The organism is Aliiroseovarius sp. xm-d-517 (assembly GCF_013283135.1).
GTDB classification, from domain to species: Bacteria; Pseudomonadota; Alphaproteobacteria; order Rhodobacterales; family Rhodobacteraceae; genus Aliiroseovarius; species Aliiroseovarius crassostreae.
Genome location: NZ_WBXT01000001.1, coordinates 1,095,329 through 1,120,768 on the forward strand (window position 1 = coordinate 1,095,329; position 25,440 = coordinate 1,120,768).

General features: G+C 59.0%; 26 protein-coding genes. All 26 read right to left on the reverse strand.

Translation table 11 applies throughout. The features are described from left to right. Positions 1-37: 37 nt before the first annotated feature. The 26 genes from XMD517_RS05205 to XMD517_RS05330 all read right to left on the reverse strand — a co-directional run bounded on the left by XMD517_RS05205 (position 38) and on the right by XMD517_RS05330 (position 25,363). A complete protein-coding gene (locus tag XMD517_RS05205; RefSeq protein WP_173486480.1) occupies positions 38-1,702 on the reverse strand; it encodes a ribonuclease J in 1,665 nt (554 codons plus the stop codon). Then, positions 1,699-2,478, reverse strand: coding sequence for a type III pantothenate kinase (locus XMD517_RS05210; RefSeq protein ID WP_173486481.1), 780 nt, complete (start codon positions 2,476-2,478; stop codon positions 1,699-1,701). The genes XMD517_RS05205 and XMD517_RS05210 overlap by 4 nt, the downstream gene beginning before the upstream one ends. A gap of 12 nt (positions 2,479-2,490) precedes the next feature. Beyond that, a complete protein-coding gene (locus XMD517_RS05215; RefSeq protein ID WP_173486482.1) occupies positions 2,491-3,243 on the reverse strand; it encodes a biotin--[acetyl-CoA-carboxylase] ligase in 753 nt (250 codons plus the stop codon). Further along, the gene (gene nuoN, locus XMD517_RS05220; protein WP_173486483.1) at positions 3,233-4,669 is read right to left on the reverse strand and encodes an NADH-quinone oxidoreductase subunit NuoN; all 1,437 of its coding nucleotides are present in this window, start codon (positions 4,667-4,669) and stop codon (positions 3,233-3,235) included. The genes XMD517_RS05215 and nuoN overlap by 11 nt, the downstream gene beginning before the upstream one ends. Positions 4,670-4,681: 12 nt before the next feature. Continuing rightward, positions 4,682-6,226 (reverse strand): NADH-quinone oxidoreductase subunit M, encoded by a 1,545-nt coding sequence (locus tag XMD517_RS05225; RefSeq protein ID WP_173486484.1) that lies wholly within the window; start codon positions 6,224-6,226, stop codon positions 4,682-4,684. Beyond that, a complete protein-coding gene (gene nuoL / locus XMD517_RS05230) occupies positions 6,226-8,322 on the reverse strand; it encodes an NADH-quinone oxidoreductase subunit L (RefSeq protein WP_173486485.1) in 2,097 nt (698 codons plus the stop codon). Before nuoL ends, XMD517_RS05225 begins: the two co-directional genes overlap by 1 nt. A 4-nt stretch (positions 8,323-8,326) precedes the next feature. Continuing rightward, the gene (gene nuoK, locus XMD517_RS05235; RefSeq protein WP_055191590.1) at positions 8,327-8,632 is read right to left on the reverse strand and encodes an NADH-quinone oxidoreductase subunit NuoK; all 306 of its coding nucleotides are present in this window, start codon (positions 8,630-8,632) and stop codon (positions 8,327-8,329) included. A gap of 84 nt (positions 8,633-8,716) precedes the next feature. Then, positions 8,717-9,331, reverse strand: coding sequence for an NADH-quinone oxidoreductase subunit J (locus tag XMD517_RS05240; protein WP_173486486.1), 615 nt, complete (start codon positions 9,329-9,331; stop codon positions 8,717-8,719). After that, entirely contained in the window at positions 9,328-9,735 is a 408-nt protein-coding gene (locus tag XMD517_RS05245; RefSeq protein ID WP_055191586.1) for a carboxymuconolactone decarboxylase family protein, read from the reverse strand. Before XMD517_RS05245 ends, XMD517_RS05240 begins: the two co-directional genes overlap by 4 nt. A 15-nt stretch (positions 9,736-9,750) precedes the next feature. Continuing rightward, positions 9,751-10,242 carry an NADH-quinone oxidoreductase subunit NuoI gene (gene nuoI / locus XMD517_RS05250; RefSeq protein WP_055191584.1) on the reverse strand — a complete coding sequence of 164 codons (492 nt, stop codon included), beginning with the start codon at positions 10,240-10,242 and terminating at the stop codon, positions 9,751-9,753. A gap of 3 nt (positions 10,243-10,245) precedes the next feature. Then, a complete protein-coding gene (nuoH, locus tag XMD517_RS05255; RefSeq protein WP_173486487.1) occupies positions 10,246-11,283 on the reverse strand; it encodes an NADH-quinone oxidoreductase subunit NuoH in 1,038 nt (345 codons plus the stop codon). A 14-nt stretch (positions 11,284-11,297) separates the two neighbouring features. Then, the gene (locus XMD517_RS05260) at positions 11,298-11,714 is read right to left on the reverse strand and encodes a hypothetical protein (protein ID WP_254449705.1); all 417 of its coding nucleotides are present in this window, start codon (positions 11,712-11,714) and stop codon (positions 11,298-11,300) included. Positions 11,715-11,738: 24 nt separating this feature from the next. Further along, positions 11,739-13,757, reverse strand: a complete 2,019-nt coding sequence (nuoG, locus tag XMD517_RS05265; protein WP_173486488.1) for an NADH-quinone oxidoreductase subunit NuoG — start codon at positions 13,755-13,757, stop codon at positions 11,739-11,741. Between the two features lie 73 nt (positions 13,758-13,830). Next, positions 13,831-14,241 carry a DUF5333 domain-containing protein gene (locus XMD517_RS05270; protein WP_173486489.1) on the reverse strand — a complete coding sequence of 137 codons (411 nt, stop codon included), beginning with the start codon at positions 14,239-14,241 and terminating at the stop codon, positions 13,831-13,833. 145 nt (positions 14,242-14,386) lie between these two features. After that, on the reverse strand, positions 14,387-15,682 hold the full coding sequence (nuoF, locus tag XMD517_RS05275; protein ID WP_055191574.1) for an NADH-quinone oxidoreductase subunit NuoF: 1,296 nt from the start codon (positions 15,680-15,682) through the stop codon (positions 14,387-14,389). A gap of 6 nt (positions 15,683-15,688) precedes the next feature. Beyond that, a complete protein-coding gene (locus XMD517_RS05280; protein ID WP_254449706.1) occupies positions 15,689-15,922 on the reverse strand; it encodes a DUF5337 domain-containing protein in 234 nt (77 codons plus the stop codon). Between the two features lie 15 nt (positions 15,923-15,937). Further along, positions 15,938-17,098, reverse strand: coding sequence for an NADH-quinone oxidoreductase subunit E (locus XMD517_RS05285; protein WP_173486490.1), 1,161 nt, complete (start codon positions 17,096-17,098; stop codon positions 15,938-15,940). Further along, positions 17,098-18,318 carry an NADH-quinone oxidoreductase subunit D gene (locus tag XMD517_RS05290; RefSeq protein WP_055192455.1) on the reverse strand — a complete coding sequence of 407 codons (1,221 nt, stop codon included), beginning with the start codon at positions 18,316-18,318 and terminating at the stop codon, positions 17,098-17,100. Before XMD517_RS05290 ends, XMD517_RS05285 begins: the two co-directional genes overlap by 1 nt. Next, the gene (locus tag XMD517_RS05295) at positions 18,318-19,178 is read right to left on the reverse strand and encodes a sulfotransferase (RefSeq protein ID WP_173486491.1); all 861 of its coding nucleotides are present in this window, start codon (positions 19,176-19,178) and stop codon (positions 18,318-18,320) included. Before XMD517_RS05295 ends, XMD517_RS05290 begins: the two co-directional genes overlap by 1 nt. A 17-nt stretch (positions 19,179-19,195) precedes the next feature. Then, positions 19,196-19,822 (reverse strand): NADH-quinone oxidoreductase subunit C, encoded by a 627-nt coding sequence (locus XMD517_RS05300; RefSeq protein ID WP_173486492.1) that lies wholly within the window; start codon positions 19,820-19,822, stop codon positions 19,196-19,198. A 3-nt stretch (positions 19,823-19,825) separates the two neighbouring features. Then, on the reverse strand, positions 19,826-20,359 hold the full coding sequence (locus XMD517_RS05305; protein ID WP_055191565.1) for an NADH-quinone oxidoreductase subunit B family protein: 534 nt from the start codon (positions 20,357-20,359) through the stop codon (positions 19,826-19,828). Further along, the gene (locus XMD517_RS05310; RefSeq protein ID WP_055191563.1) at positions 20,350-20,715 is read right to left on the reverse strand and encodes an NADH-quinone oxidoreductase subunit A; all 366 of its coding nucleotides are present in this window, start codon (positions 20,713-20,715) and stop codon (positions 20,350-20,352) included. The genes XMD517_RS05305 and XMD517_RS05310 overlap by 10 nt, the downstream gene beginning before the upstream one ends. A gap of 376 nt (positions 20,716-21,091) precedes the next feature. After that, positions 21,092-21,877 carry a crotonase/enoyl-CoA hydratase family protein gene (locus tag XMD517_RS05315; RefSeq protein ID WP_173486493.1) on the reverse strand — a complete coding sequence of 262 codons (786 nt, stop codon included), beginning with the start codon at positions 21,875-21,877 and terminating at the stop codon, positions 21,092-21,094. Between the two features lie 3 nt (positions 21,878-21,880). After that, positions 21,881-22,738 (reverse strand): hydroxymethylglutaryl-CoA lyase, encoded by an 858-nt coding sequence (locus XMD517_RS05320; protein ID WP_173486494.1) that lies wholly within the window; start codon positions 22,736-22,738, stop codon positions 21,881-21,883. A gap of 8 nt (positions 22,739-22,746) precedes the next feature. After that, the gene (locus tag XMD517_RS05325) at positions 22,747-23,433 is read right to left on the reverse strand and encodes a glutathione S-transferase family protein (protein WP_173486495.1); all 687 of its coding nucleotides are present in this window, start codon (positions 23,431-23,433) and stop codon (positions 22,747-22,749) included. Beyond that, on the reverse strand, positions 23,426-25,363 hold the full coding sequence (locus XMD517_RS05330) for an acetyl/propionyl/methylcrotonyl-CoA carboxylase subunit alpha (RefSeq protein WP_173486496.1): 1,938 nt from the start codon (positions 25,361-25,363) through the stop codon (positions 23,426-23,428). Before XMD517_RS05330 ends, XMD517_RS05325 begins: the two co-directional genes overlap by 8 nt. Positions 25,364-25,440 lie beyond the last annotated feature (77 nt).

Genomic DNA, 25,440 nt, shown 5'->3' on the forward strand with positions numbered 1-25,440 from the left:
TGGTGGCTCGCCCTTTTTTTCGTTCCGACGTCGCGCCTTATCCTTCGAGACGACTGACCACAACGGTGACCTCTGGCTTGCGGCCGATTTCATCATTGGTGGTTTTGCGGGCAATGCGTTTGAGCTCTTCACCCAGCTTGTCGTCATCGCGCAGGGTCTTGCCCCCGGCCCGCATCAGGAACTGGCCAAGGTCTTCTTCCAGAACATCCACCAGTGGCGCGCGGGAATGGCCCAGTTCGGGCAGGCCCATGATCTCAACCCAGGGTTCCCCCAGCGGTTCATCATTCTCGACAATCACATTCACGATCACATGGCCATTCAGCGCAAGCCGGATCCGATCACGCACGATCCCGTCCAGCGCACCGATCAGGATGTCTCCATCCAGATAGATCCGGTCTGCTTCGACATGTTCCACCACATGGGGCGCGTCGCCGGTCAGGTCACAAACGGCGCCATTCACGACAACCATGGCGCTACGCCCATGTTCCTGCGCCAGCTTGGCATGTTCACGCAGGTGACGGTGCTCGCCATGCATCGGGATCACCATCTGCGGGTCAAAAATCTCATGGGTGCGCAGCAGGTCCGGACGGTTGGCATGACCCGAGACGTGATAGAGATCACTTTCGGCGATCACGTCCACTGCCATTTCCGAAAAGGCGTTCATGATCCGACCCACGCCGCGTTCATTGCCCGGAATGGTCTTGGACGAGAACAGGAACATGTCCCCTTCCTTCAGCGACATGCCCAGATATTTGCCCCGTGAAAGCTGGGCCGAGGCCGCACGACGCTCGCCCTGACTGCCGGTGACAATCAACATCAGGTTTTCACGCGGGATGTCGCGGGCATCCTCGGCGGTCACGGTTTTCGGGAAATCGCCAAGCACACCGGTTTCGACCCCGGCCTGGATCATCCGGCGCATGGCACGACCAAGCAGGCAGACCGAGCGACCTGCCGCCGCGCCCGCTTCGGCCAGCTGTTTCACACGCGCGACATTTGAGGCGAAAGTCGTGGCCACAACCATATGCGGTGCGTCTTTGACAAGGTCACGCAACGGCGCGCCGACCGAGGCTTCGGTGCGGCCTTCGTGGTGCGAAAACACATTGGTGGAGTCACACACAAGCGCCTTGACGCCGGGCTTTGCAACTTCGCGCCACAGCTCTTCGTCAAACGGATCCCCCAGCACCGGGGTCGGATCCAGTTTGAAATCCCCCGTATGCACGACACGGCCAGCAGGCGTATCAATCACCAGGCCCGAGCTTTCCGGGATCGAGTGCGAAAGCGGCAGGAACGACACTTTGAACGGCCCGGCCTCGATCACCTGCGGATAGACACCCGCCGCGATCACCACCTCTGGCACCTGCCCCGCTTCTTCCAGCTTGCGCTGAGCGTGATGACGGGTGAAGGGGCGGGCATGGATGGGCGCCTTGAGTTTTGAGTAGAGCCGGCCAACCGCGCCCACGTGGTCCTCATGGGCATGGGTGATGAAAATCGCATCCAGCCGATCGGCATTGGCCTCAAGCCAGCTCACATCCGGCATGATCAGGTTCACCCCCGGCGTGCTGTCCATATCCGGGAAGGTCACCCCCAGATCGACGAGGATCAGACGTTCCTTACCGGGTTTGCCATAGCCGTAGACATAGGCATTCATGCCGATCTCGCCGGCGCCTCCGAGCGGGAGATAGATCAGGCGATCACTGGTCATATATTGCCCTGTTCCTTGTTGTAGTCATAGATTTTAACCAACCCGTGCAGGGTCAGGTCATGTTCGATAAAGTCGTAAAGTTCTGCCCCTTGGGCAAAGAGGGACGACAACCCGCCGGTGCCGATCACCTTCATCGGCTTGCCATATTCCACTTTCACCCGGCCGATCAGCCCCTGCACGAGCCCCACATAGCCCCAGAAGATCCCGGACTGAATGCAGCCAACCGTATTGGTGCCGATCACCTTGTCAGGTTGGGTTACATCCACATGGGGAAGAGCTGCCGCCCCCTGGTGCAGGGCCTCAAGTGACAGGTTCACCCCCGGCGCAATCACCCCGCCAATATAGGCCCCATCCTCGGCCACCACGTCAATATTGGTGGCGGTGCCAAAATCCACCACCATGCAGTTGCCACCATGACGGTCAAAGGCGGCCACGGCATTTGCGAGCCGATCCGGGCCGGGCACCGCGCCTTCATCCACCCGAGGTGGGATCGGAAGCAGGCAATCGGGTTTGCCCACCACAAGCGGGCGGCAACCGAAAAAACGGTCCGCAAAGACACGCAGGTTCCACACAACCCGCGGCACGGTTGAGCTGATCACCACCCCGGTAATATCCGGTTTGATGCCGTAATGGCTCATCAGTGTGGAGAACCAGGTGAAATAGGCATCCGCCGTGCGCGAATGATGGGTCGAGGTCCTGAGCGTGCACAGAAACTGTTCGCCGTCCCAAATCGAGAACACCGTATTCGTGTTGCCGGTATCAATGGCCAGAAGCATGTTCTGTCCCCCTCAAAAGAAAATCTCGGCTGCGGGGATCACCTCGCGCCCTGTCGCGGTAGATAGAACAAGGTTGCCCTCTCCGTCCACCGTGTCAAATCGCCCCTGGTATTCATGCTGCATGGTGCGCGCGATGATCACCTCACCCAGTTTGGCCGCCCGCGCCAGCCAGGCCTCGCGGATAGGTTCAAAACCGTAGGTGCTGAACTGGGTTTCGTAATGGGCATAGGAGGGTGCCAGAAGATCCAAGAACGCCTCTGGATCAAGTTGAACACCGGTTTCCCCCGCAAGGCTGACCGGTGCAACGGCACCGGGTTCGACCATCGCGCTGTCCGGCGCGTCGATCAGGTTGACACCGATCCCGATGGCCAGATGAGCCTGCCCGGTGCCATAGCCACCGCTTTCCAGCAGGATCCCGGCCACCTTGCCACCATTCAGCAGCACGTCATTTGGCCATTTGAGCGTCAGCCCGGAGGTGCGCCCAGTGGCCTGCGCAAACGCATCGTAAAGCGCAAGCGAGGCCACGAAGCTGCGCAGCGCCACCAGATTGGGGGGCTCTTTTGGGCACATCACCAGCGTAGCGGCAAAATGCCCCTTTGGCGCCACCCAGACCCGCCCACGGCGGCCCCGGCCTTTGGTCTGTTCAAGTGCAAGGATCCATGTCGGACCAAGAAGACCCGGCGCAATGCGCCGGGCCTCTTCATTTGTGCTGTCGACTGAGGTCAGAACCCGCCGACCAAAGCCGTCGGGCCACTTATTTGACAAGAGCCGCCGCGGCAGCCTGTGCCGCCCCTTCGATGCCGAAGAAGTTCACAAAACCCACCAGCACGATCACGGCCGAGGCCATCAGGGCCGTCCAGGCGGCGGGCGACATGTTCACTTCCACGCCTTCGTTTTCATCGCCAAAATACATGAAGTAGACGATCCGCAGGTAATAGAAGGCACCGATGACAGAGGCGATCACCGCAGCAACAGCAAGCCAGGTCATACCTGCATTCACCGCAGCAATCAGCACACCCAGCTTGGCAAAGAAGCCAAGCATCGGCGGCACACCTGCAAGGCTGAACATCAGGATCAGCATGGCCAGCGCCTTGGCTTTGTCGACCGATGCGAACTGGTGCAGCGCGGCAATGTCAGTGACCGGCTGACCGTCCCGCTCCATCGACATGATGAAGGCGAAGGTGCCGACATTCATGGCCACGTAAACGGCCATATATTGCAGCATCATCTGCACCCCATACTCGCTGCCCGCAGCCAGACCCAGCAGGGCAAACCCCATATGAGCGATCGACGAATAGGCCATCAGGCGCTTGATATTGCGCTGCCCGATTGCGGCAAAGGCGCCAAGGAACATGGAGAGCACGGCCAGAAGGGCAATGATCTGCTGCCAATCGCCAATTGCCGACCCGAACGCGTCGAACATCACGCGGGCAAACAGGCCCATGGCGGCGAATTTCGGTGCAGTTGCAAAGAAGGCGGTGACAGGCGTCGGCGCCCCTTCGTAAACATCCGGGGTCCACATATGGAACGGAACAGCGGAGACTTTGAACGCAAGGCCGGTTGCGATGAACACGAGGCCCACCAGCAGGCCAAGCCCCACATGACCATCATTTGCGGCGGTAATGATACCCGCAAAATCAGTGGTGCCAGCATAGCCATAAGCCAGCGAGGAACCGTAAAGGAGCAGGCCAGACGACAGGGCGCCCAGCACGAAATACTTCATACCGGCTTCAGTCGATTTGGCGCTGTCGCGGTTCAGCGAGGCCACCACATAGAGGGCAAGCGATTGCAGCTCCAGCCCCATGTAAAGCGACATGAGGTTGCCGGCTGACACCATCATCATCATGCCGACGGTCGAAAGGGCAACCAGAATGGGGTATTCGAATTTCAGCAATCCACGGCGCGACATGGTCGCTTCGCCCACCACCAAAACAGCTGCCGCAGCAAGCAGGATCGCAACTTTGCCAAACCGTGCATAGGCATCGTCAATGAACATGCCATTGAAGGCCGAACTGGCCCCCTCACCGCCTGCAATGATCACCGCGAGGGCAACCATGACACCAGCGGTGACCCAGGTCAGCAGCTTGGCCATCGTATCTTTGCCGGTATAGACCGCGCCCAGAAGGGCGGCCATGGCATAGACCGACAGCAGGATCTCGGGAAGAACCGTTTGAATGTCGACAGAGCTCATAATCCGCCCCCTTTAGTGCGAGGTTGCCGCTTGCATCACCTCGGCCGTGTCGGCCGGGAGTGCAGCGTGGTAGTTGTTGAGAAGTGCCTCAACCGACGGTCCGATGATATCGGTCACCAACGACGGATAGACACCCAGGATCAGGGTCATGGCAACCAGCGGGGCAAAGATCATCTTTTCCCGTTTGTCCATGTCGGTGATCGCCTTCAGGCTTTCCTTGATCAGGTCGCCAAAGACCACCCGACGGTAAAGGTAAAGCGCGTAAGCGGCCGAGAAGATCACACCGGAGGTTGCCACCAGGGCCACCCAGGTGTTGGCCTGGAACATACCCACCAGCGTCAGGAATTCACCCACAAAGCCCGAGGTGCCCGGAAGCCCGACATTGGCCATGGTGAAGAACATGAAGATCAACGCATAGGACGGCATCCGGTTCACCAGCCCGCCATAGGCGCTGATGTCACGGGTATGCATCCGGTCATAGATCACGCCGACACACAGGAAGAGTGCGCCCGAGATGAAGCCGTGGCTGATCATCTGGAAAATCGCCCCGTCCACACCTTGCTGGTTCGCAGCAAAGATACCGGCGGTCACATACCCCATATGGGCAACAGACGAATAGGCGATCAGCTTTTTCATATCCTCCTGCACCATCGCCACAAGCGAGGTGTAGACAATAGCGATGGCGGAGATCCACAGGATGAAACATGCCATCGTGTCTGCCCCGACCGGGAACATCGGCAATGAGAACCGCAGGAAGCCATAGCCGCCCATTTTCAGAAGGATCGCGGCCAGAACCACCGAACCGGCGGTCGGCGCCTGCACGTGTGCATCCGGCAACCAGGTATGCACCGGCCACATCGGCATTTTCACCGCGAAAGAGGCGAAGAAGGCCAGGAACAGCAGGGTCTGGATCCCGCCGACGATGTGAATCCCCATGAAGGTGATGGTCTCACTGTCAAACTTGTGACCGGCCAGCACCTCGAAATCCGTGCCCACTTCCAGCGCCATATAGACCATGGCAACCAGCATCAGGACCGAACCGATGAACGTGTAGAGGAAGAACTTGAACGCGGCATAGATCCGGTTCGCGCCCCCCCAGATCCCAATGATCAGGAACATCGGGATCAGGCCTGCTTCGAAGAACAGGTAGAACAGAACCAGGTCCAGCGCCATGAACACGCCCAGCATCAGGGTTTCCAAAAGCAGGAAGGCAATCATGTATTCCTTCACACGCTTTTCGACACCCCAGCTGGCCCAGATGGTCAGCGGCATCATGAACGTGGTCAGCATGACAAACAGGACCGAAATCCCGTCGACACCCATCTTGTATTTCAGGCCCATGATCCAGTTTGCCTCTTCGACAAACTGATACCCGGTGTTCTCGGCATCAAACCCGGTCAGGACCAGGAGCGAGAACAGGAAGGTGGCAATGGTTGCTGCCAGCGCCAGCCATTTGGCATTGCGTGCAGCCGCCTTGTCATCTCCGCGCAGGAAGAGCGCAAGGATGACCGCCGCAACCAGCGGCAGGAAGGTAATGATGGAAAGCAGGTTATTCATTAGTGCGACCCACCGTTGATAAGCATAAGCGAAACCAGAGCAACGATGCCGAGGATCATCGCAAAGGCATAGGTGAAGACATAACCGGACTGGGCCCGGCCGGCCTGTTTGGTGACCCAGGGCACAAAGCCCATGGCCACACCGTTCAGGAAGCCGTCAATGGTATTCCCGTCACCGCGTTTCCACAGGAAACGACCGATGGCAAAGGCGGGCTTGACGAAAATCGCATCGTAAAGCTCGTCGAAATACCATTTGTTCAGCAGGAACTGGTAAATCGCCGGGAAAGTGTTGGCCAGGCGTTTCGGCAAGGACGGGTTCACGATGTAGAACCAGAACGCAACCACAAACCCCAGAACCATGGCGATGAAAGGCGAAACCTTGACCCAGGTCGGGGCATGGTGCGCCTCATCCATCACATGATTGTCCGGCGCCATGAAGATGGCGCCCACAGGTGCTGCGTGGGCCATGTCCGTCGCTTCGTGATCGTCACCATGAGCCGCATCCACAGCCGGAGCATGATCATCCGTCGCCGCTGCGCCATGATCTCCCGCATCCGCGGTCTCATGGGCTTCGATGCCGAAGAAGTGGTTGACCTTGTGATGATCGCCAAAGAACGACCCGTACCAGATCATCCCCGAGAAGATCGCGCCAAGGGCCAGAACCCCAAGCGGAACCAGCATCACCATCGGGCTTTCATGGGCATGATCATGGGTGTGCTTGTCGCCACGCGCCTTGCCATAGAAGGTCAGGAACATCAGGCGCCATGAATAAAAGCTGGTGAAAAGCGCGGCAATGACTAGCATCCAGAAGGCATAGCCCCCCTGCGTGCCTGCATAGGCGCTTTCAATCACGGCATCTTTCGACAGGAAGCCCGCAAAGCCGATATGGGTCAGCGGAATGCCAACACCCGTGATGGCCAGCGTCCCGATCATCATCGCCCAGAACGTCACCGGCATCTTCTTACGAAGGTTGCCATAGTTGCGCATGTCCTGCTCGTGATGCATCCCGTGGATCACCGAGCCGGCCCCAAGGAACAGCATGGCCTTGAAGAAGGCGTGGGTGAACAGGTGGAACATGGCAACCGAGTAGACGCCAACACCCGCGGCCACGAACATGTAGCCCAGCTGGGAACAGGTCGAATAGGCAATCACGCGTTTGATGTCGTTTTGCACAAGCCCCACGGTCGCGGCGAAGAATGCGGTGGTGGCCCCCAGCACAACGATAAAGTCGGTGGCCGCCGGGGCGTATTCCATCAGCGGCGACATGCGGCAGACCAGGAATACACCCGCGGTCACCATGGTCGCGGCGTGGATCAGGGCCGACACCGGGGTCGGGCCTTCCATCGCATCCGGCAACCAGGTGTGCAGGATCAACTGGGCCGATTTACCCATTGCACCGACAAACAGCAGGAAGGCCAGCAGGTTGGCCGCGTTCCACTCGGTCCAGAGGAAATGGATCTGCGTTTCCGCCAGCTGGGGGGCAGCGGCAAACACGTCGTCAAAACGGATGCTGTCCGTCAGGTAGAACAGACCGAAGATCCCCAGAGCGAAGCCGAAATCCCCCACGCGGTTCACCACAAAAGCCTTGATGGCCGCAGCGTTTGCAGAGGGTTTTTTGTAATAGAACCCGATCAGCAGGTAAGACGCCACACCCACGCCTTCCCAGCCAAAGAACATCTGCAGCAGGTTGTCGGAAGTGACCAGCATCAGCATGGTGAAGGTAAAGAAGGACAGGTAGGCAAAGAAGCGCGGACGATAGCTGGCATCACCAAAGTGATCGTCATGCGCCATGTAGCCCATCGAATAGAGGTGCACCAGCGACGAGACCGAGGTGACGACAATCAGCATGATCGCGGTCAGACGATCCAGACGGATCGACCAGTCCACGCTCAGCGAACCCGACGACACCCAGTCCATCAGGTGAACGGTCTGGGTGTCCGACCCAAGCCCGAAAAAGATGCTCCAGGACAGAGCGGCGGAGAGGAACAGAAGCGCGGTGGTCAGAACCTGCGCGCCCTTGTCCCCGATCACGCGATGGCCGAAGCCCGCGATCAGCGCGCCGATGAGCGGCGCAAAAAGAACGATCGTAGCTGCCATTGCCTCAGCCTTTCATCACGTTGACATCTTCCACGGCAATCGAGCCGCGGTTACGGAAGAAGCTGACGAGGATGGCCAGGCCAATTGCGGCCTCGGCCGCGGCAACCGTCAGCACGAAGAGGGTAAAGACCTGACCGGTCAGATCCCCCAGATAGCTGGAAAAGGCCACAAGGTTGATGTTCACCGCCAGAAGCATCAATTCGATGCTCATCAGCAGGATGATCACGTTCTTGCGGTTCAGGAACAGCCCGAAAATGCCGATGACGAACAAAGCCGCCGCGACGCCCAAATAATGCTCAAGTCCTACCATTATGTCCTGTTCCCTTCTTGGACCACGCAGATCGCGGCCCGCTTCTTATCGTATGTTTCTGTCCGGATCATGATGTCAGCCCACTCACAACCCCTGGCCCGGTTTCACGTCGATGATTTCCATCGCCTTGGCCGGGTCGCGGTGCATCTGTGCCATCACGTTTTGGCGTTTCACATGGGTGCGGTGGCGCAGCGTCAGCACAATCGCTCCGATCATGGCGACCAGCAGGATCAGCCCCGCCAGTTGGAAGAGGAGGATGTAGTCGGTGTAAAGCACCAGACCCAGCGCCTCAGTGTTGTGGATCTCTGCAATCGCCGGGGTGATCGACTGGCGCGCAGCCTCGGCCCCGTCAGCGAAATGCCAGGTGCCGAAGATCGTGCCCAGTTCCATCAGCAGGATCACACCGATCAAAAGCGCCAGGGGCAGCGATTGGGCGATCTCGGCCTTCAACTCGGCGAAATCCACATCCAGCATCATCACCACGAAGAGGAACAGAACCGCGACGGCGCCCACATAGACGATCATCAGGAGCATCGCCACGAACTCGGCCCCCAGCAGAACAAACAGACCGGTTGCGCCCACAAAGGCGGTGATCAGCCAAAGGACCGAATGCACCGGGTTGCGTGCCATAACAGTGAAAAATCCACCCGTGACCGTGGTCAGGGCAAAGAGGTAAAAAGCGTAGTCGGCAACGCTCATGCGTCCCCCTCCTCGTTTTCGTCAAAGACAGCTTGCGCTTCTTCCAGCGCCCGGTTCATCGCCGGCAGGCCGCCCAACATGGACATTTGATAGATCACTTCCGCGATCTCTTTTTCGGATGCCCCCGCTTCAAGAGCGTGGCGCACGGTGATTTTGATCTGCGGGCCAGCTTGCGCCCCCGCGGCCACCAGACCGGCGAGTGCAACCAGCATCCGCGTCTTGGTGTCCAGACCATCTTTGTTGAAGGCATTGCCAAACATCAGGTCCATCATGTCTTTCGGCATGGTGGGCATCAGCTTATCAAGGCCTTCGGGCACGAACTTCTCCAACGCCGGATTGAAGGCGCGCAGCATATGCGTGCCCTGCTCCAGCATCTCGGCGTATTTCTTGGAAAAGTCGTTCATGTTCTTTCTCACCCTTTAGCGATACGGCGCGTCCAGCTCGATATTGCGCGCGATCTCGGCTTCCCAGCGTTCGCCGTTCTCCAGCAGTTTTTCCTTGTCGTAAAACAGCTCTTCGCGGGTTTCGGTGGCAAATTCGAAATTCGGCCCCTCAACAATTGCATCCACCGGGCAGGCTTCCTGGCAGAAACCGCAATAGATGCATTTGGTCATGTCGAGGTCGTAGCGCGTGGTGCGGCGCGAGCCATCTTCGCGCGGCTCCGCGTCGATGGTGATCGCCTGCGCCGGACAAATCGCTTCGCAGAGTTTACAGGCAATGCAACGCTCTTCCCCGTTGGGATAACGGCGCAGCGCGTGTTCACCGCGGAAACGGGGCGACAAGGGTCCCTTCTCATGCGGATAGTTCAGCGTTGCCTTCGGTGCGAAAAAGTATTTCAGGCCAAGCTGAAACCCTTTCACAAAGTCCGCCAGCAGGAAATATTTGGTTGCGCGAGCGTAATCAAAAGCCATCTATCAGCCCCCCACTGCCCAGCGGGCATACGTGCCCCAGAATGCCCCGTATTGGGCGAAGAATGCGACCAGAACAACCCAGGCCAGCGACAGCGGCAGGAATACTTTCCAACCAATGCGCATCAGCTGGTCATAGCGGTAGCGCGGCGTGATGGCCTTCACCATCGAGAAGACGAAGAAGAAGAAGAAGATCTTGATCGCCAGCCAGAAGAACCCATCCGGCAGTGCCTCAACCGGCGACAGCCAGCCACCGAAGAACAGGATCGAAATCAGCGTACACATCAGAACGATGGCCACATATTCACCGATCATGAACAGAAGGAACGGTGTCGAGGAATATTCCACCTGATAGCCCGCCACCAGTTCCGATTCCGCCTCTGGCAGGTCGAACGGCGGGCGGTTGGTTTCGGCCAGCGCCGAAATCAGGAACAGGAAGACCATCGGGAAGTGCGGCAGCCAGTACCAGCTGAAGAGGCCAGCCCCATCCTGCGCGCGCACGATGTCACCAAAGTTCATCGACCCGGTGGTGATGATCACACCGATGATGATCAGACCGATGGAGACTTCGTAAGAAATCATCTGTGCCGCAGAGCGCAGCGAGCCCAAGAACGGGTATTTCGAGTTCGACGCCCAGCCGCCCATGATCACGCCGTAAACCTCAAGCGAGGAGACCGCGAAGACAAACAGGATCGCCACATTCACATCCGCCAGCACCCAGCCGTCGTTGAACGGGATCACCGCCCAGGCCACCATGGCAAGCACGAAGCTCATCATCGGGGCAAGGAAGAAGACAAAACGGTCGGCCCCTGCGGGCACCACGATTTCCTTCAGCACATATTTCAGGAAGTCCGCAAAGGATTGCAGCACCCCGAAGGCACCCACCACGTTGGGACCTTTGCGCATTTGAACAGCTGCCCAGACCTTGCGGTCAAAATAGAGCAGAAAGGCCAGCGCCACCAGAAGTGGGACCACGATCAGCAAACACTGACCAATGATCAAAAGCGCGATGCCCAGGTTGGTTGTCGTGAAGAATTCATACATATCTCTTCATGCCCTCAGACCGTCGGTATTCCGTTTTCAAGACAATTCTGCACAGTCACTTCCGCGTCGATCGTTTTCAGACCCTTTGGAAGCGCGGCCGAAATCACGTAAGCCGCATTGCCTGTCCAGGTATTGCCCCTGTCATTCACTGTTGTGCGCACATGACGGGCAAATCCGTACCCGCGAATAAGCGCATATTGCGCGGCCGCGCATTCCGCATAGGCCGCCACATCTTCGTTGCCACGCGCACCAGTCATGGTGACGTGAAAATTGACCAGATCCCCATCCAGAAGCTGCGTCTTCACCCCAAGGTATTCTGGGCTAAAGGGTTGCGGTTCCTCGGTTTTCTGCGGCTCAGACGGCACACAGGCAGACAGGAGAGCCGCCAGAGCGCCCCCCGTCATCATTGCCTGTGTTCCGATCTTACGCATTGTCCGGATCCCGTCCTGTTCGTGTTACTCTGCTGCCAGCTTTTCAGACTGACGCGCCCGTGCCTGGGCAGACAGCTCTGCCATCACCTCAGAGGCGCGTGCAATCGGGTTGGTCAGGTAGAAATCGCCGATCACATAGCGGAAGCTCGCTTTGCCAAGTGACCCGGTGGTGAGCGGTTGCCAGCTGTTTTCAACAACCTGGTCAATGGCAGCCAGATGCGGCACCGCGTCAACCATGGCCTGACGCAGACCCGCGAGGCTGTCCCACGGAAGGGTCTGACCCAGCTCGGCCGACAGGGCGCGCAGAATGGCCCAGTTTTCCTTGGCCTCGCCCACCGGGAAGGCGGCGCGTTGCGCAAGCTGTGGACGCCCTTCGGTGTTGACGAAAAGACCTGCCTCTTCCGTATAAGCCGCCCCCGGCAGGATGATATCGGCGCGCATGGCACCGCGATCCCCGTGGCTGCCCATGTAAATCACGGTTGGGCCCGCATCGATGTCGATCTCGTCCGCGCCCATGTTGAAGATCACCTCTGCATCATGGGTGGCCGCCTCGATGCCGCCTTCGGTCACAGCACCCACATCCAGTGCGCCCACACGACCGGCCGCCGTGTGCAGAACCATCAGTTTGGAGCCGGTATCTTCGGCAAGCTTCATTGCAGCGGCGAGAACCGCGAGACCATCCGCCTCGCGCAGAGCGCCCATGCCAACGATCACAACAGACGGTGCGTCTTTCACGGCGCCGTAGTCTTTGTTCAAAAGGCTTTCCAGCGCAGCGCGGTCATTGCCAACATGTGCATATTCATAAGTCAGATCAGTGGCGTCCCCCACCAGACCGACATTGGCACCTTTCAGCCAGGCCTTGCGGATCCGCGCATTCAGAACCGGCGCTTCGACACGCGGGTTGGTGCCAATGAGCTGAATGAACTTTGCATTGTCGATGTCTTCGATCGACGCGGTGCCCACATAGCCCGAACGGTTGTCGGTGGGCAGGCGCGCGTTATCGACACGGCATTCCACCTTGCCGCCCAGCCCTTCGATCAGGGTCTTGAGCGAGAACGCCATTTCGACATTGGCCAGATCCCCAATGAGACCAGCAACCTTCTTGCCTTTCATCGCCTCGGCTGCTGCGGTCAGAGCTTCGCCCCAGCCCGCTTTGCGCAGCTTGCCATTTTCACGGATATAAGGCGTGTCCAGACGCTGACGGCGCAGACCGTCCCAGATGAAGCGGGTCTTGTCGGAAATCCATTCCTCGTTCACGCCATCATGGTTGCGCGGCAGGATCCGTTTCACTTCACGGCCCTTGGTGTCGACGCGAATGTTTGACCCAAGCGCATCCATCACATCAATGGTTTCGGTCTTGGTCAGTTCCCACGGACGGGCGGTGAACGCATAAGGTTTTGAGGTCAGCGCGCCAACCGGGCAGAGGTCAATGATATTGCCCTGCAGGTTGCTGTCCAAAGTCTGGTTCAGATAGCTGGTGATTTCCGCATCTTCGCCGCGACCGGTCTGACCCATCTGGGTGATGCCCGCGACCTCGGTCGTGAAGCGCACGCAGCGGGTGCAGGAAATGCAGCGGGTCATCGTGGTCGACACAAGCGGACCAAGATCCAGATCATCCACGGCACGTTTCTGTTCCTTGAACCGCGAACCGGACAGGCCATAGGCAACCGCCTGATCCTGCAGGTCACATTCGCCACCCTGATCGCAGATCGGGCAATCCAGCGGGTGGTTGATCAGCATGAATTCCATCACGCCTTCGCGGGCCTTCTTGACCATTGGCGAGTTGGTTTTCACCACCGGCGGCTGGCCTTCCGGCCCCGGGCGCAGATCGCGCACCTGCATCGCGCAGGAGGCTGCGGGTTTGGGCGGGCCGCCCACAACTTCGACAAGGCACATGCGGCAGTTGCCGGCAATCGACAGACGCTCGTGATAACAGAAACGCGGCACTTCCACGCCTGCTACCTCACAAGCCTGGATCAGCGTCATCGCGCCATCCACTTCGACTTCCATATCGTCAATGACGATCTTTTTCAGGTCGCTCATCACGGTCCCTTTTCATCCTGCAAGAGGCCCATGCCCCCTGCCCTTTCCTTGCCTTTACCCGCAGGCCCTGCCGTCACTTCGACAGAAGCTTGCCCGTAAAAGTTCCTTTATCCATTTCTGCGCGGCCCACCGCACAGTAACTTTCCTCGTCGCCCTTTCGGGCGCCCATATCCGCAAGCATCGGTTCGGCAATGGCCCGAAACCGTTCCTGCTCTTCCTCGCTGTCCACATAGGCCACGGTCTCGCGGATCGAGTAGCCCAGAGAATGCGCATAGGCCTGAAGGGCCATCGCCTTGTTGAACAGTCGAAACTTGCGCAGGCTCAGCGTGTCGCAGTTTTCGTCGATCAAATGGGCAAGTGCTGCCCAAAGCAGTTCGTTATGCACCCGCGTATCTTTGCGCATCACCGCGTAATCCACCGCAAATGCGGATGTGGCGATATTTGCGGCAAGAACACTGGCGAGAACGGTTTTGAACTTGGTCATGAAATCACTCCTTTTGCTGTGCAAAAGGTGGAAACCCGCCCCCATGACATGCAATAACAACGCCCGTCAGCAGGCGATTTAACGCCTGCTTCCAAGATGTTACGCATGGGGGGACACGTTTTCATGACGTTGTTTCTTCCTGCTCTTATTCAGCCGCGATGCTGGCTTTGCCCTGCTTGTTGACCCGGATGCGATCTTCGATCTCGTCGCGGAAATTGCGGATCAGACCCTGGATCGGCCAGGCGGCTGCATCACCAAGGGCGCAGATCGTGTGACCTTCCACCTGCTTGGTGACATCCCACAGCATGTCGATCTCTTCCACATCTGCTTCGCCCCGCATCAGGCGATCCATCACCCGCATCATCCAACCGGTGCCTTCGCGGCACGGTGTGCACTGGCCGCAGCTTTCGTGTTTATAGAATTTCGACAGGCGCCAGATGGCCTTGATGATGTCGGTCTGCTGATCCATCACGATCACGGCAGCGGTGCCGAGGCCCGAACCGAGATCATTGCGCAGATAGTCGAAATCCATGATCGCGTCGCGCATGTTTTCGCCACGCACACAGGGCACCGAAGACCCGCCGGGGATCACAGCCTTGAGGTTGTCCCAACCGCCGCGAATACCGCCGCAATGCTTTTCGATCAGCTCTTCGAACGAGATCGACATCGCTTCTTCGACCACACAGGGATTGTTCACATGTCCCGAAATGCCAAAAAGCTTGGTGCCCGCATTGTTCGGACGCCCAAACGAGGTAAACCATTCCGGGCCGCGCCGCAGGATGGTCGGCACCACGGCAATCGATTCCACGTTGTTCACCGTCGTCGGGCAGCCATACAGGCCAGCCCCCGCCGGGAAGGGCGGTTTCATGCGCGGCATGCCTTTTTTGCCTTCAAGGCTTTCGATCAGCGCAGTTTCCTCACCGCAGATATAGGCGCCGGCGCCGTGATGCAGGAACAGGTCGAAATCCCAGCCCGACCCTGCGGCGTTCTTGCCGAGCAGGCCCGCATCATAGGCTTCATCAATCGCAGCCTGCAGCGCCTCACGCTCGCGGATGAATTCACCGCGGATATAGATGTAGGCCGTGTTGGCATTCATCGCAAAAGACGCAATCAGTGCACCTTCGATCAGCGTGTGCGGATCGTGACGCATGATTTCGCGGTCTTTACAGGTGCCGGGTTCGGACTCATCCGCATTGATCACCAGATAGGCCGGGCGACCGTCGCTTTCCTTGGGCATGAACGACCATTTCAGACCGGTCGGGAAGCCCGCGCCCCCGCGCCCGCGCAGCCCCGAGGCCTTCATCTGTTCGATGATCCAGTCGCGACCCTTCTTGATGATCCCGGCTGTGCCGTCCCAGTGGCCACGTGCCTTGGCGCCCGCAAGGGTGCGCTCGTGCATGCCATAAAGGTTGGTAAAGATCCGGTCTTTATCCTGCAGCATTCGCTCTTATCCTTCATCATTCCGGCGGCTCTTGCGCCAGATCCGATACGTTAAGACCAGGCCAAACACAAACCCGGCCAGGGCCATCAGATCCACCAGCGCCATGGTCCGATTAGACCATTCGAGGCTTTTCCCGACCCAGGCAGCACCGACCCACAGCGCACCGGTCAAGGCAATGACGATCCCCGCCATGCGCCCGTCCCGGCCAATACTGTTCAATGGGTCCTGTGCCATCGTCATACTTTCATTCCGCCCTTAATAGACGTCGCCCTTTTTCACCTTGTTCGAAAACGCGGTCTCTCCGCCCTCGGCAAGGATCTTGGCCTGTTCGACCCAACCATCCCGTTCGATCCGGCCTTTGAATTTCAGATTGTCATCCACCCAGGCAATCTCGTCCGCGGTCCATTTTGCGATCTGGTCGAAATGCCAGAACCCCAGTTCGTTCAGGGTCTGCTCCAGCTTGGGACCAACACCTTTGAGCTGTTTGAGGTCATCGGCGCCAGCCTTGCGCGGCGCTTTCATGACGCGCGGCTTCTTGGCCTCACCGGTGGTGGCCGCAGGGGCCTCAGCCTTGTCAGCTTTCGCCTTCTGTGCGGGCTCAGCTTTCTCAGCCTTCGCTGCCGCAGGTTTGGCTGCTTTCTTCTGCTGGTTGGCAGGCTTGCCCGCCTCCGCCGCTTTCGGCGGGGCCGTCTTGGCACCGGTGGCATTCTTGCCCAGCCACGGGGTCGAGAGCGGCACTTCGGTGCCGTCGATCCGCTTGATGCTGTCGCCGATATCCGTGGCCAACTGCACCGAGGCGTTATACTGCGCCTTGCCGCTTTCAAATTCGGTGAGCGAGGTCAGACCGGCCAGCGGCTCTGCCCCGTAACGACCGTTTTGCGGGCCGGGCACCGGCACGGTGCCTGCGGCCATCTCGTCGATCATCTTGGCAAAACCTTCGGCGGTCAGATCCTCGAAGTAATCTTTGCCGATCTGCGCCATCGGCGCGTTGGTGCAGGAGCCAAGGCACTCAACCTCTTCCCAGCTGAACTTGCCATCCGCCGACAGGGTATGCGGCTTGTCGGCAATCTTCTCACGACAGACGGCAATCAGGTCTTCCGCGCCGCAAATCATGCAGGACGTGGTGCCGCAGATCTGGATATGCGCCACGGATCCAACCGGTTGCAGCTGGAACATGAAGTAGAAGGACGCCACTTCCAGCACACGGATATAGGCCATGCCAAGCATGTCAGCCACGGCTTCAATCGCGGGCTTCGAGAGCCAGCCTTCCTGCTCCTGGGCACGCCACAGAAGCGGGATCACCGCCGAGGCCTGACGCCCTTCGGGATATTTCGTAATCTGCCCTTCCGCCCAAGCAAGGTTGGCGGGTGTGAAAGCAAAGCTTTCGGGCTGTTCATGATGCAAACGGCGGAGCATTAGCGGTCGATCTCCCCAAACACGATATCCATGGTGCCGATAATGGCGGCGACGTCGGCGAGCTGGTGGCCACCGGCCACGTAATCCATCGACTGAAGATGCAGATAGCCCGGCGCGCGGATCTTGGCGCGGTAGGGTTTGTTGGACCCGTCAGAGACGAGGTAGACGCCGAACTCACCTTTCGGTGCCTCCACGGCAGCATACACTTCGCCTGCCGGAACCTTGAACCCTTCGGTGTAGAGCTTGAAGTGGTGGATCAGGCTTTCCATGTCACGCTTCATGTCGCCGCGTTTCGGCGGGGTCAGCTTGCCACGGGCCAGAACGTCGCCCTGCCCTTCGGGCGCGCGCAGTTTGGCAATCGCCTGATGCATGATTTTCAGCGACTGGCGCATCTCTTCCATGCGGACCAGGTAACGGTCATAGCAGTCGCCGTTCTTGCCCACCGGGATCTGGAAATCGAACTCATCATAGCATTCATAGGGCTGCGCACGACGCAGATCCCAGGCCAGGCCCGAGCCGCGCACCATCACGCCCGAATAACCCCAGTTCAGAATGTCCTCTTCATTCACGACGCCAATATCGGCGTTCCGCTGTTTGAAGATCCGGTTTTCGGTCAGCAGCCCGTCGATGTCGTCGATCTTTTCCGGGAACTCATTGGCCCAGGTTTCGATATCGTCAATCAGTTCCGGCGGCAGGTCCTGATGCACACCACCGGGACGGAAATAGTTGGCGTGCAGGCGGGCCCCGCAGGCGCGCTCGTAAAAGATCATCAGCTTTTCACGCTCTTCAAAGCCCCAGAGCGGCGGCGTCAGCGCGCCCACGTCCATAGCCTGCGTGGTGATGTTCAGCAGGTGGTTCAGGATCCGGCCGATTTCCGAATACAGCACCCGGATCAGCTGCCCGCGACGCGGCACCTCAACCCCGGCGAGCTTTTCGATCGCCAGACACCAGGCATGTTCCTGGTTCATCGGCGCCACATAGTCGAGCCGGTCGAAATAGGGGAGGTTCTGCAGATAGGTGCGGCTTTCCATCAGCTTTTCGGTGCCGCGGTGAAGCAGGCCGATATGCGGGTCAGCGCGTTCCACGATCTCGCCATCCAGCTCCAGCACCATCCGCAGCACGCCGTGCGCGGCCGGGTGCTGCGGGCCGAAGTTAATATTGAAATTGCGGATCTTCTGTTCGCCGGTTTCGGCGTCATTGAAGCCTTTGGTTCCGTCCATCATACGTTCACCATCTTCTGGGTCCATTCCGCCGGCAGTTCACCCATGAACTTTTCGACGAAATTGTATTGCGGGTTCAGGGCCTGTCGCAGTTTTTCGACGGGCGCCGCGAAATTCGGGTAACGCAGCCCTTTATGGACGCGTTTCTCAAAAAGGGCCTTGGCCGGTTCAAGACCTGCAAAAGCGCACAGGCGTTGAATGGCATCGTCCGAGAACAGGGTCTCGTAATATTCGAAATGCACACGTTCGCGCGGGACAACCTTCAGCAGGTTGTTGATCGTGCGGCGGTAGTTCGAACGCAGGATGTGCAGATCGCTGTCGTCTTCCGAGAGGAATTTTTCGACCTTGCGGTTGAGCTTGTCCAGGTCCCCATGGCTGTCCATGCGCAGATGCGACAGGATCCGCTCCACCGGGTCCCGCATCAAAAACAGGAAACGGGCATTTTCGGACAGATCCGCCATCTTTTGAAAGCTTTGTGCCGAAAGAGATCCGTAAGACGGGGTGAAATCCACCGCCAGCCCGGCTTTGCCATGATCCGAGATGAAATCCAGATATGCCGCGTCGTCACGGGTCTGGCCATCAAAGCAAGTGACCCAGTTGTCAATTGCCGCGATGGCCGCGTCCTGGAACGCCTTGGCTTCTGCCTTCTTCTCGCTTTTGTTGGCCTGGGCCAGATCCGCACGTCGGGCGCGGTGCTGGTCCAGCCAGAACCCGCCACGACCGCCTTCAAGACTGTCCCAGTAATGCACTTCCTTCAGCGCGCGCGTCTTTGCTGTGGGGTGGTAATAGAAATAGTCGAAAAGCCAGCTGGTGCCGGATTTCGGTGCCCCCACACAGTAAAGAATGTTTTGCGCGCTCATGCCCTGATCCTGCCCGATTACTTTCCGGCCTCGTCAGATTTCTCATCACCGGGCAGGACATAGTTGGCCCCTTCCCATGGCGACATGAAATCGAACTGGCGGTAATCCTGGGTCAGCGACACGGGTTCATAAACCACGCGTTTTTCAACCTCGTCATAGCGCACTTCGGTATAGCCGGTGGTCGGGAAATCCTTGCGCAGCGGATGGCCGCGGAAACCGTAATCCGTCAGCAGGCGGCGCAGGTCCGGGTGACCCGAGAACAGGATACCGAACATGTCGAACACTTCGCGTTCGAACCAGCCGGCCGAGGGGTGCACCTCGGTGATCGACGGCACCATTTCCTCTTCCCGCACGGCCACTTTCACGCGGATGCGCTGGTTGGTGTACATCGACAGGAAGTGGTAAACCACGTCGAAGCGTTCCTCACGCGACGGGTAATCCACCGCTGTCAGGTCCACGAGCGTCGAGAATTTGCAGGTCTTGTCGGACTTCAGGAACTCGATGAACGAGGGGATGGCCGACAGCGGAACCGTGACGTTCAGCTCGCCAAAGGCAACCTCCCAGCTCAGCACGCAATCCGGGCGCTTCGCTTCCAGCATTGCGCCAAGCTCTTTCAGGTTGGCGGTGTTCGGGGTTTCACTCATCGCTTACCTCACAATCGTGCCGGTGCGGCGGATTTTGCGTTGCAGCTGCAGGATACCGTACACCAGCGCCTCAGCGGTCGGCGGACAGCCGGGCACATAGACGTCGACCGGCACAATGCGGTCACAGCCGCGCACAACCGAATAGGAATAGTGGTAATACCCGCCACCATTTGCGCAGGACCCCATCGAGATCACGTAACGCGGATCGGGCATCTGGTCGTAAACCTTGCGCAGCGCGGGGGCCATTTTGTTGGTGAGCGTCCCTGCCACGATCATCACATCCGACTGACGCGGGGAGGCGCGCGGCGCGATGCCATAGCGTTCAAGGTCATAGCGCGGCATCGAGGCGTGCATCATTTCCACGGCGCAACAGGCCAGACCAAAGGTCATCCAGTGCAGCGACCCGGTGCGGGCCCAGTTGATGATGTCATCAGTGGTGGTCAGCAAAAAGCCCTTGTCTGCCAGCTGATCATTCAGCAGGCGGGTGGCGTGTTCACGGTCGCCCTGCGCCGTGTTTGCTCCGGTCATCACTCCCATTCGAGCGCCCCTTTCTTCCACTCATATGCAAAGCCGATGGTCAGCACGGCGAGGAACACCATCATCGACCAGAAGCCAACCAGCCCAACCCCTTTGAAGGCCACAGCCCAAGGGAACAGGAAAGCAATTTCCAGGTCGAAAATGATGAACAGGATCGACACCAGGTAGAACCGGACGTCGAACTTCATCCGTGCGTCATCAAATGCGTTGAAACCGCATTCATAGGCGCTGAGTTTTTCGGGATCAGGATTGCGAACAGCCAAGACGACGGCGGCGATGATCAGCACAAGACCGATGACAATGGCAAGTCCGAGGAAAATGATGATCGGGAGATATTCCCTGAGAAGGTCTTCCACGTGTGGCTCCTTTTATGCGGCCCTGTTCCGGGCAAATCCGCATTCTGCTAGCTATGTGCGGTTTACCGCCGCACCGGTGTCGGGTCAACCAAGCGGGGTAAATATTCGGGTCTGTGAATGTTACCGCAAGAGCTTGCCTCACTTGTGAAATATCTCGTTGTTTATAAGGGGTTTCCACTGAAAACCCTATAAAACAACAGGGCGAATTTCATCACCTGTTAACCAAAATTTTAGGAGATGTCTCACCCGAGACACCTCCTTTTTTCAACAACATGATATTTGGGGGCTTGAAAAGAGACTCACCAATCCTAGATTTCGATCCCCCCGAGCCCAAAACGGGGAAAAATACTCGGATTTACGACACTCCTCGTGCAGATTACGACTGCCAGCTGGGCTTTTCCTTGGCAAAGAAGGCAGCAATACCTTCCTGTGCTTCGGTGCTTTCCCAACGAGAGACAAGCCCCGCAATGGTCTCGTCAATGATCTCTTCGGTGATCGGCGGCCCCAGACGACGGGCCAGCGCCTTGGCATCTGCCACCGCGCCGGGGGCACAGTTGAGGTAAGGGGCGACCTCTGCCTCTACCGCCGCATCCAGATCTTCCGGGGCAACCGCTTTGGCCAACAGCCCCAGTGTCACCGCCTCATCCGCGTCGAAAATCCGTGCGGACATGAACACGCGCCGCGCCATTGCTTCCCCCAGACGGGCAAGCACATAGGGCCCGATCGTGGCCGGGATCAGACCCAGCCGGGTCTCGGTCAGACCGAACTTGGCGCCTTTGACTCCGATTGAAATATCGCTGACCGACGCCATGCCGACACCGCCCCCAAACGCCTGTCCCTGCACCTTTGCAATGAGGGGTTTTGGCATGATATTCAATGCGTTGAGCATCATGGCCAGTTTCTTGGCCTCAACCCCGCGCGTGACCGGATCAGCCGCCATCTGACCCTGCATCCAGCGCAGATCGCCCCCGGCACAGAAGCTTTTGCCGTCACCTGTCAGGATCACCACGCGCACATGATCATCCGCGCCAAGTTTCTGCGCCGCATCGGTCAGTTCCTCGATCATCTGCGCGGACATGGCATTGTGCTTGTCCGCGCGATCCAGCAACAGGGTGGCCACGCCACGCTCATCCGTCGAAATCGAAATTGTCTGATAGCTCATCTTTTACCCCTCGATGCGCATTTGCCGCGCCATATCTGCGGCCTTGTCCAGAATGTTGCGGTCCAGCCCGGTGGTCATGCCCAGCGAGACCACGCGATCATGCACCGCCTCGCTGGCGACATTGCCCTGGGCGCCCGGCGCATAAGGACAGCCGCCCAGCCCGCCCACAGCCGCGTCGAAGACCCGCAGCCCTTTGGCGATCGAGGCTTCGATATTGTCACAGGCCCGGCCGGACGTGTCGTGATAGTGACCGGCAAACATCTCTGGCCCGGCCACATCCAGCACCGCGTCCAGCATGGTCGAGATGCTTTCGGGTGTGGCCCGGCCAATCGTGTCGCCCAGGCTGATTTCGTAACAGCCCATCTCGATCAGCTTTTCAGCCACCCAGGCAACCTTGCTGGCGGGCGTCGGCCCGTCGAACGGACAGTCTGTCACGCAGGAAATATAGCCGCGCATTTTCACATTTGCCGCTTTTGCGGCCTCAGCGACCGGCAGAAATCGCTCAAGGCTTTCCTCAATCGAACAATTGATATTGGCCTTTGAAAACCCTTCGGAAGCAGAGCCGAAAATGGCAATTTCATCGGCTTTGGCCGCCATTGCCCCTTCGAATCCGCGCATATTCGGCGTCAGCGCCGCATAAGAGATCCCCGGAGCGCGGGTGATGCCCGCCAAAACATCCGCTGAATCCGCCATTTGCGGCACCCATTTCGGACTGACGAAACTGGCCACCTCGATGCGTTTGAACCCCGCCCCCGACAGCAGGTCGACCAGGGCAATTTTCTCCGCCGTTGGAATCTGGCGTTTCTCGTTCTGCAACCCGTCGCGCGGGCCCACTTCGAAGATTTCTACATAATCCGACATGGCTGTTCTCACATTTCCGGGACAGGATAGAAATCCTGCGCATAAAATCTTTGTTCCCCTTCGCGGGCGACCGTGCGCTGGTGCGAGGGCATTGCCTGCATGCGCGCATGATAGGCCTGAATATTGGGGAACGCGTCCAGTTTCACGTAATAAGGCGCGGCAAACAGGTTGAAGCCGAACATGATGTCCGCCGCTGAAAATCCACGGTCAAGCAGCCATTCCCGCCCCTCAAGCCGCGCGTCAAGCCCGGCAAGCGTGTGGCGCAACCGCGCCACGTTCAGCTTCAGCACAACCGGGCTGGCCTTGGCGGGCGGGCGCAGAAACACCATCTGCAGGTTCAACTGCTCAATCAGGCTGGCCATGGTTTCCGAATAGTGGATCCATTGCAGGTAATCCGGCCGCTCGGCCTCGCCCGGTGCCACCCCAAGTTCCGGCGCATAGCGTTCCACCAGGTATTCGGTGATCGCCCCGCTTTCACTCATCGTGATGCCATCAATTTCAAGCGCGGGAATGCGGGTGGCGGGGGACACGGCGTTGAGCCCCCCCTGGAACATTTCCTGTGAACCGATCTGATACTCCACCACCTCACATGGCTGCCCGATCCGATCCGCAAGCCCGATCTCTTCGATCAGCCACAGCACCCGGAACGAGCGGCCATATTGCACATGGTGCAGGCGGAAAGGATGATCACTCATCCTCGTCCTCCTCCAGTCGCACCAATGGCGCCCCCGCTTCGACCTGATCACCGGCGGCGCACAGCACCTCGGCCACCACGCCATCGCGCGCCGCTTCCAGCGAGTGTTCCATCTTCATCGCTTCGAGGATGGCAAGGCGATCCCCCTGCTTCACCTCTTGGCCCGCCTGAGCAAAGACCGCCTTCACGAGACCCGGCATCGGGGCTTCGATGACCCCTGCCCCGGCGCCCGCGCCAGCGTCGCGATCCAGCGGATCCGCCACGTGGAATTCCAGCCCGGACTGGGCAAAGACCGTCACCACATTGCCCGCTTTGGCCACACGCGGTCCATGATCACCACCCAGTTCCCACTGGCCGTTGATACGACGGGCCTCGACCTTCTCGTCGCCCACGGTGACCACGTGATGATCTGCCCCGTGAGAACACACCACAACTGCAACTTCCTCACCCGCATGGGTCAGGGTGACAAAGTGGTTGAGACCCCCCCAGAGGGTAAATCCGGTGCCTTTTGGCTTGAGCAGGTCCAGCGCCGAAAGCGCGGCGGCGGCGATATCGCTCGGGCGCGGGCCGGGTTCGGCAATCAGCGCCTCAAGATCCCGGTCAATCAGGCCGGTATCCACATCACCGACAGCAAAGCCGTCATGCCGCGTCAGTGCACCGAGGAATGCAAGGTTGGTCACCGACCCGGCCACTTCGGTCTGGGTCAGGGCCGCATTCATTTTTTGCAAGGCCGCGGCACGGGTCGCGGCATGCACCGTGATCTTGGCAATCATCGGGTCGTAGAACGGGCTGATCGTATCCCCCGCCCTGACGCCGGTATCTGATCGCGCCCCTGCGGGGAATTTCAGATGGGTCAGCGTGCCGGTAGCGGGCAGGAAGCCCTTGGGGACATCTTCCGCATAAAGGCGCGCCTCAAAGGCGTGACCGTTGATCGACAGCTCCTCCTGCTGCTTCGGCAATCCCTCACCTGACGCCACGCGAAGTTGCCATTCCACCAGGTCAACACCGGTGATTTCTTCGGTCACGGGATGTTCCACCTGCAGGCGGGTGTTCATTTCCATGAACCAGAACCCATCGGTGCGCAGACCGTTTGAGCCATCCACGATGAACTCGACCGTGCCCGCGCCTTTATAGCCGATCGCCTCGGCGGCCCGCACACCGGCCATCCCCATCGCCTCGCGGACCTCTTCGGTCATGCCCGGCGCAGGGGCTTCTTCGATCACCTTCTGGTGGCGGCGCTGCAGCGAGCAGTCGCGTTCAAACAGGTGCACCGCTGACGTGCCATCGCCAAAGACCTGCACTTCGATATGGCGCGGGGAGAGGATGTATTTCTCGACCAGCACATCAGGATTGCCAAAGGCGGTCTGCGCCTCGCCCTGGGCCGAGGCCAGCGCATCGGCGAAATCCTTGGGGTCATCCACACGGCGCATCCCTTTGCCGCCACCGCCAGCCACGGCTTTGATCAGCACCGGATAGCCCATTTTCTCAGCTTCGGAGGCCAGGAAAGCAGGATCCTGGTTTTCGCCATGATAGCCGGGCACCACGGGCACCCCCGCCTCGACCATCAGCTTTTTCGCAGCGTCCTTCAGCCCCATTTTGCGGATCGCATCCGCCGAGGGGCCGATAAAGGTCAGGCCTGCCTTCTCAACCGCATCCACGAAGTCGGGGTTTTCCGACAGGAAGCCATATCCCGGGTGGATCCCCTGGGCGCCGGTTTCAAGGGCCGCCTGGATGATACGATCACCGAGAAGATAGCTTTCCGCGGGTTGCGGCGGACCGATATGCACGGCCTCATCCGCCATCATCACATGGCGCGCCCCAGCATCTGCGTCCGAATAGACGGCCACGGTGGCAACCCCCAATTTACGGGCGGTTTCCATGACCCGACAGGCAATTTCGCCCCGGTTGGCAATCAGAATTTTCTTGAACATCTTATTGTTCCTTTTATCGGGCGGAGGCATTGGGGGCTGTCCGCCCCCAAACCCCTGAGAGTATTTTCGCCAAGAAG

What these genes read in the sequence shown, in the direction of transcription:
- XMD517_RS05260 (WP_254449705.1), bottom strand. Translation starts at nt 11,714, where the DNA reads ATGCGTAAGATCGGAACACAGGCAATGATGACGGGGGGCGCTCTGGCG.
- XMD517_RS05290 (WP_055192455.1), bottom strand. Translation starts at nt 18,318, where the DNA reads ATGGACGGAACCAAAGGCTTCAATGACGCCGAAACCGGCGAACAGAAG.
- XMD517_RS05315 (WP_173486493.1), bottom strand. Translation starts at nt 21,877, where the DNA reads ATGAGCTATCAGACAATTTCGATTTCGACGGATGAGCGTGGCGTGGCC.
- nuoN (WP_173486483.1), bottom strand. Translation starts at nt 4,669, where the DNA reads ATGAGCTCTGTCGACATTCAAACGGTTCTTCCCGAGATCCTGCTGTCG.
- XMD517_RS05225 (WP_173486484.1), bottom strand. Translation starts at nt 6,226, where the DNA reads ATGAATAACCTGCTTTCCATCATTACCTTCCTGCCGCTGGTTGCGGCG.
- XMD517_RS05270 (WP_173486489.1), bottom strand. Translation starts at nt 14,241, where the DNA reads ATGACCAAGTTCAAAACCGTTCTCGCCAGTGTTCTTGCCGCAAATATC.
- XMD517_RS05305 (WP_055191565.1), bottom strand. Translation starts at nt 20,359, where the DNA reads ATGGGAGTGATGACCGGAGCAAACACGGCGCAGGGCGACCGTGAACAC.
- nuoG (WP_173486488.1), bottom strand. Translation starts at nt 13,757, where the DNA reads ATGAGCGACCTGAAAAAGATCGTCATTGACGATATGGAAGTCGAAGTG.
- nuoL (WP_173486485.1), bottom strand. Translation starts at nt 8,322, where the DNA reads ATGGCAGCTACGATCGTTCTTTTTGCGCCGCTCATCGGCGCGCTGATC.
- XMD517_RS05245 (WP_055191586.1), bottom strand. Translation starts at nt 9,735, where the DNA reads ATGAACGACTTTTCCAAGAAATACGCCGAGATGCTGGAGCAGGGCACG.
- XMD517_RS05320 (WP_173486494.1), bottom strand. Translation starts at nt 22,738, where the DNA reads ATGTCGGATTATGTAGAAATCTTCGAAGTGGGCCCGCGCGACGGGTTG.
- nuoF (WP_055191574.1), bottom strand. Translation starts at nt 15,682, where the DNA reads ATGCTGCAGGATAAAGACCGGATCTTTACCAACCTTTATGGCATGCAC.
- XMD517_RS05300 (WP_173486492.1), bottom strand. Translation starts at nt 19,822, where the DNA reads ATGAGTGAAACCCCGAACACCGCCAACCTGAAAGAGCTTGGCGCAATG.
- XMD517_RS05210 (WP_173486481.1), bottom strand. Translation starts at nt 2,478, where the DNA reads ATGCTTCTGGCCATTGATACCGGCAACACGAATACGGTGTTCTCGATT.
- XMD517_RS05280 (WP_254449706.1), bottom strand. Translation starts at nt 15,922, where the DNA reads ATGACGATGGCACAGGACCCATTGAACAGTATTGGCCGGGACGGGCGC.
- XMD517_RS05325 (WP_173486495.1), bottom strand. Translation starts at nt 23,433, where the DNA reads ATGAGTGATCATCCTTTCCGCCTGCACCATGTGCAATATGGCCGCTCG.
- XMD517_RS05330 (WP_173486496.1), bottom strand. Translation starts at nt 25,363, where the DNA reads ATGTTCAAGAAAATTCTGATTGCCAACCGGGGCGAAATTGCCTGTCGG.
- XMD517_RS05295 (WP_173486491.1), bottom strand. Translation starts at nt 19,178, where the DNA reads ATGAGCGCGCAAAACATTCTTTACTGTGTGGGGGCACCGAAATCCGGC.
- XMD517_RS05240 (WP_173486486.1), bottom strand. Translation starts at nt 9,331, where the DNA reads ATGAGCGTTGCCGACTACGCTTTTTACCTCTTTGCCCTGACCACGGTC.
- nuoH (WP_173486487.1), bottom strand. Translation starts at nt 11,283, where the DNA reads ATGTATGAATTCTTCACGACAACCAACCTGGGCATCGCGCTTTTGATC.
- nuoK (WP_055191590.1), bottom strand. Translation starts at nt 8,632, where the DNA reads ATGGTAGGACTTGAGCATTATTTGGGCGTCGCGGCGGCTTTGTTCGTC.
- XMD517_RS05205 (WP_173486480.1), bottom strand. Translation starts at nt 1,702, where the DNA reads ATGACCAGTGATCGCCTGATCTATCTCCCGCTCGGAGGCGCCGGCGAG.
- XMD517_RS05285 (WP_173486490.1), bottom strand. Translation starts at nt 17,098, where the DNA reads ATGCTCCGCCGTTTGCATCATGAACAGCCCGAAAGCTTTGCTTTCACA.
- nuoI (WP_055191584.1), bottom strand. Translation starts at nt 10,242, where the DNA reads ATGGCTTTTGATTACGCTCGCGCAACCAAATATTTCCTGCTGGCGGAC.